Annotated in this window: 2 protein-coding genes and 1 pseudogene; 1 reads left to right on the top strand and 2 read right to left on the bottom strand. The window is 66.7% G+C overall.

Annotated elements, in window-relative coordinates; translation table 11 throughout:
- Positions 1–428 (top strand): annotated as a pseudogene (locus tag ACZ1IK_RS11085) (transposase family protein); the annotation flags it as partial.
- A gap of 115 nt (positions 429–543) precedes the next feature.
- Here ACZ1IK_RS11085 and ACZ1IK_RS11080 read toward each other — a convergent pair.
- A complete protein-coding gene (locus tag ACZ1IK_RS11080; RefSeq protein ID WP_465098512.1) occupies positions 544–2,652 on the bottom strand; it encodes an acyltransferase family protein in 2,109 nt (702 codons plus the stop codon).
- 253 nt (positions 2,653–2,905) lie between these two features.
- Positions 2,906–3,149: integrase core domain-containing protein (locus tag ACZ1IK_RS11075; protein WP_442927458.1), on the bottom strand; the 244-nt coding region annotated here is incomplete at its 5' end.

The raw sequence follows: 3,149 nt of genomic DNA, 5'->3' as shown, positions 1-3,149 counted from the left end.
TCTGCGGGATGAACCTGCCGGTCGCGGTATCGGACGCTCACGTGGCAGGTTGAGCACGAAGATCCATCAGCTCGACGCGGGGGCAGGAATGCCATTGGCCAGCTTGATCGCCTGAGCCAGGCAGGGGATTGACCGATGCCGACTCCACTGCTTGGGCAGCCGCGGCGGTCATCCCCGTGTGAGCTGACCATCAGGGCCACCGCAGGCGTCGTGGCTGCAGCAGCGGGTGCCCCGTCGGCTTCGACGCAGTCGCCTGTAGGGGCCGCAATGTCATCGAACGTCAGTATGCGCCCCTGCAGCAGTCGCGCGGACGGGTGGCCAGGTATGACGAGTGCACGATCATCTACCGGCCCGCCGAGCGCCTGACCACTGGGGTCACATGGTTGAAGCTGGTGTCAGACACGCCCTGGGCGCGCCCGGCGCCGTAGTTCTGCTCCGCATGCTGCCCACCTCTTCGAGGCCGATAGAGGAGCGGGAACGGACTGAGGGTGTCATCAACACCCGCACCATTCCCATCCCTTGATCAGCGCGCTCGAGAGAGCCTCAGCGTCCTAGACGCATGCCGTCATGCTCCAGGGCCGCCAGCGCACGCTCGATGAAGACGGGAGCAAGAGTCTCTACATACGTTGGGGTGAGGTGGTTGTCGTCCCAGTACACATGGACGTTGCCCACCGTGGGCTGGCACTGACGGCCCGGGCAGATCATGTCGTTCAGCTGCACCTGCGCGATGCGGGGATGAGCATCGGCCAGTCCGGTCAGGGGGCTGTTGTTCGGATCGAGCACGGTATGCGTCCAGCGGCATGTCGCCGCATCGATCCCGTGTGTCCTTCCGCAGGTTGTGGGTGATCCGGCCGCGAACCGGGGGTTGTCCCGGAGTGCGAGGACATGGGCACCCGTCCCCGCAATCTCCTCCATCCGCCCGACCATCCCCGGGGTGAGCATCTCCTCGTCCTCATAGGTGCTGCGTGTGCCCTGCATGAAGACGACGTCCGGGCGTACATGCTCCACGACCAGGTTGAGGTCCGCGAGGAAGTCCGGGCACTTCGGGGAGTCGTCCACCTGCTCCTCCATCGGCGCTACCAGGCAGCTGCCCCGCGTATAGCTGACGACCTCCAGCCGTCTTTCCTCACCGAGGCGCCGGAGAGCGGGGGACCACTGCATCACGTGGCTGTTGCCGGCCATCAGCACGACGCCGGCCGGATCTGCTTGTGGGACGAGGACATGGCACGACTCGGCTCCGACCTCGGTCAACTGTGCTTCCAGGGCGGGGTCGCACTCCTCGGGGTACTCGGGGAAGGGGTACCGTCCCTCCACCACGGGCAGAACGGGGGCACCGGGGTCTCCAGCTGGCTCGTAGTCGGGGCGCAGGACGGCGGCGCCCGGGTTGTTCCGGTCGGCCGCCTCGAGGACTCGTGCGGACTCCGCTGCCTCGGCGCCGCGCCACAGGGTCACCGGCGCCACAACGAGAGCGGCGCAGGTCCCCAGTACGACGGCGGACCGCCAGGCGGCCGTCTGGGGCCAGCCCCACGCTCGTAGCGGACGCTCCACGCGCACCGAGAGGAGGAGGGCCGCGCCGAGGGAGACGACGACGAGAACGACGCCTGCGGCCGCGCCGGGTTTCTGTGACCCCGTGAGGACGGAATAGGTGATGAGCAGCGGCCAGTGAATGAGGTAGAGAGCGTAGGCGGAGTCACCCAAGCGGGTGAGCGGGCGGGAAGCCAGTACCCGGTCCACACCGAAATGGGAGCCGCTGGTGCCCGCGACGATCACAGCAGTGGCCGACATCAGCGGCCACAGCGCGATCCAGCCGGGGAAGGCGCCCTGGACGTCCACCACGACGCCGACGGCGATCATGCTCGCGAGCCCTGCCCAGCCGAGGAACACCCGTGTGCGCCGTCCCAGGTGAATGAATGGAAGGACGAGCGCCAGGAGGGAACCGAGGGCGAACTCCCATAGGCGAGCCCGAGTGTCGAAGTACGTGAACGCCTGGTTCTGGGAGGTCTGGGTCACCGACCACAGCAGGGACACGACGAACACCGAGGCGAACGCAGTCGTGAGGACGGCTCGGGGCCGCGCCCCGGTGCGGCGGGCCACCAGGGCTGAGACAAGGAAGAGGAGCGGCCACAGGATGAACACCTGCCCCTGGACCGACAGCGACCAGAAATGCTGGAAGGGGGACAGCGAGGTGTTGTCGGCGGCGTAGTAGTCGACGGCATTGAACGCCAGGGCCCAGTTTTCCACGTAGAGGGCCGACGCCAGCGCCTCCGTCCGCCACGAAGCACGGTCGGCCAGCGGATACACCGTGGCAACGGCAACCAAGGTAAGCAAGATCGTCAGCACCGCCATGGGCATGAGGCGCGTGAAGACGTGAAGCCAGTAGCGCCCCACCGCGAGGGGCCTTCCAGCCTCCATCTTGCGGGTGAAGGAGCCTGTCAGGAAGAAAGCCGAGATGAACAGGAAGATGTCGACGCCGCCCGACACCCTGTCCGTGAAGATGTGGAACACCACCACCAGAAGGACGGCTACCGCGCGCAAACCCTGGATCTCCGGTCGCCAGTCCGCCTGCCTTCGGGCCACCACAGGAGTCGAATCGGGCCCATCAGCCGCGTGTCGGGGGCGGTAGCCGCGGGGATAGACGGACGGATTGGTCATGGTGGCCTCAGCAGTGTCAGAGGGATGGGAAGGCAAACGGCAACATCATGCCTGAGGGTGATTCTTTCGAACGGGAAGCTGACCAGCGGATTAAGGCTCGTGGCCCAGCCCTCACGTCGCACAACGGCGCCCGCACCCTCGCGCGGTAGGGCGCGGGCGCCGTCGTGGAGGTGAAAGGGAACGCCTCAGGCGCAGGCGTCGTCGGCCTCCCCGGACTACTGCTCACTGAAGCGCCCTGGGTTCCGTTCCGAGGTCAGGATGCAACGGGCGCTGAATCCTGATCGTGAGTGTAAGCCGCCTCAACCTCTGCGGGAGTGTGATAGCCAAGGGCCTCATGCAGGCGGGTGGTGTTCCACCAGTGCACCCACCCCATGGTGGCCAGCTCGACCGCCTCGGTCGACTCCCACACCCGCTTGGCGTGGATGAGCTCGGCCTTGTAGAGCCCGTTCACGGTCTCCTTGAAGCGTCCCGGGTTTCGTGCCGCTCCTATGTGGGTG

It is taken from the genome of Micrococcus sp. CS26, from assembly GCF_055522295.1.
This window is presented reverse-complemented; position numbering and strand designations above follow the sequence as displayed.

What these genes read in the sequence shown, in the direction of transcription:
- ACZ1IK_RS11080 (WP_465098512.1), bottom strand. Translation starts at nt 2,652, where the DNA reads ATGACCAATCCGTCCGTCTATCCCCGCGGCTACCGCCCCCGACACGCG.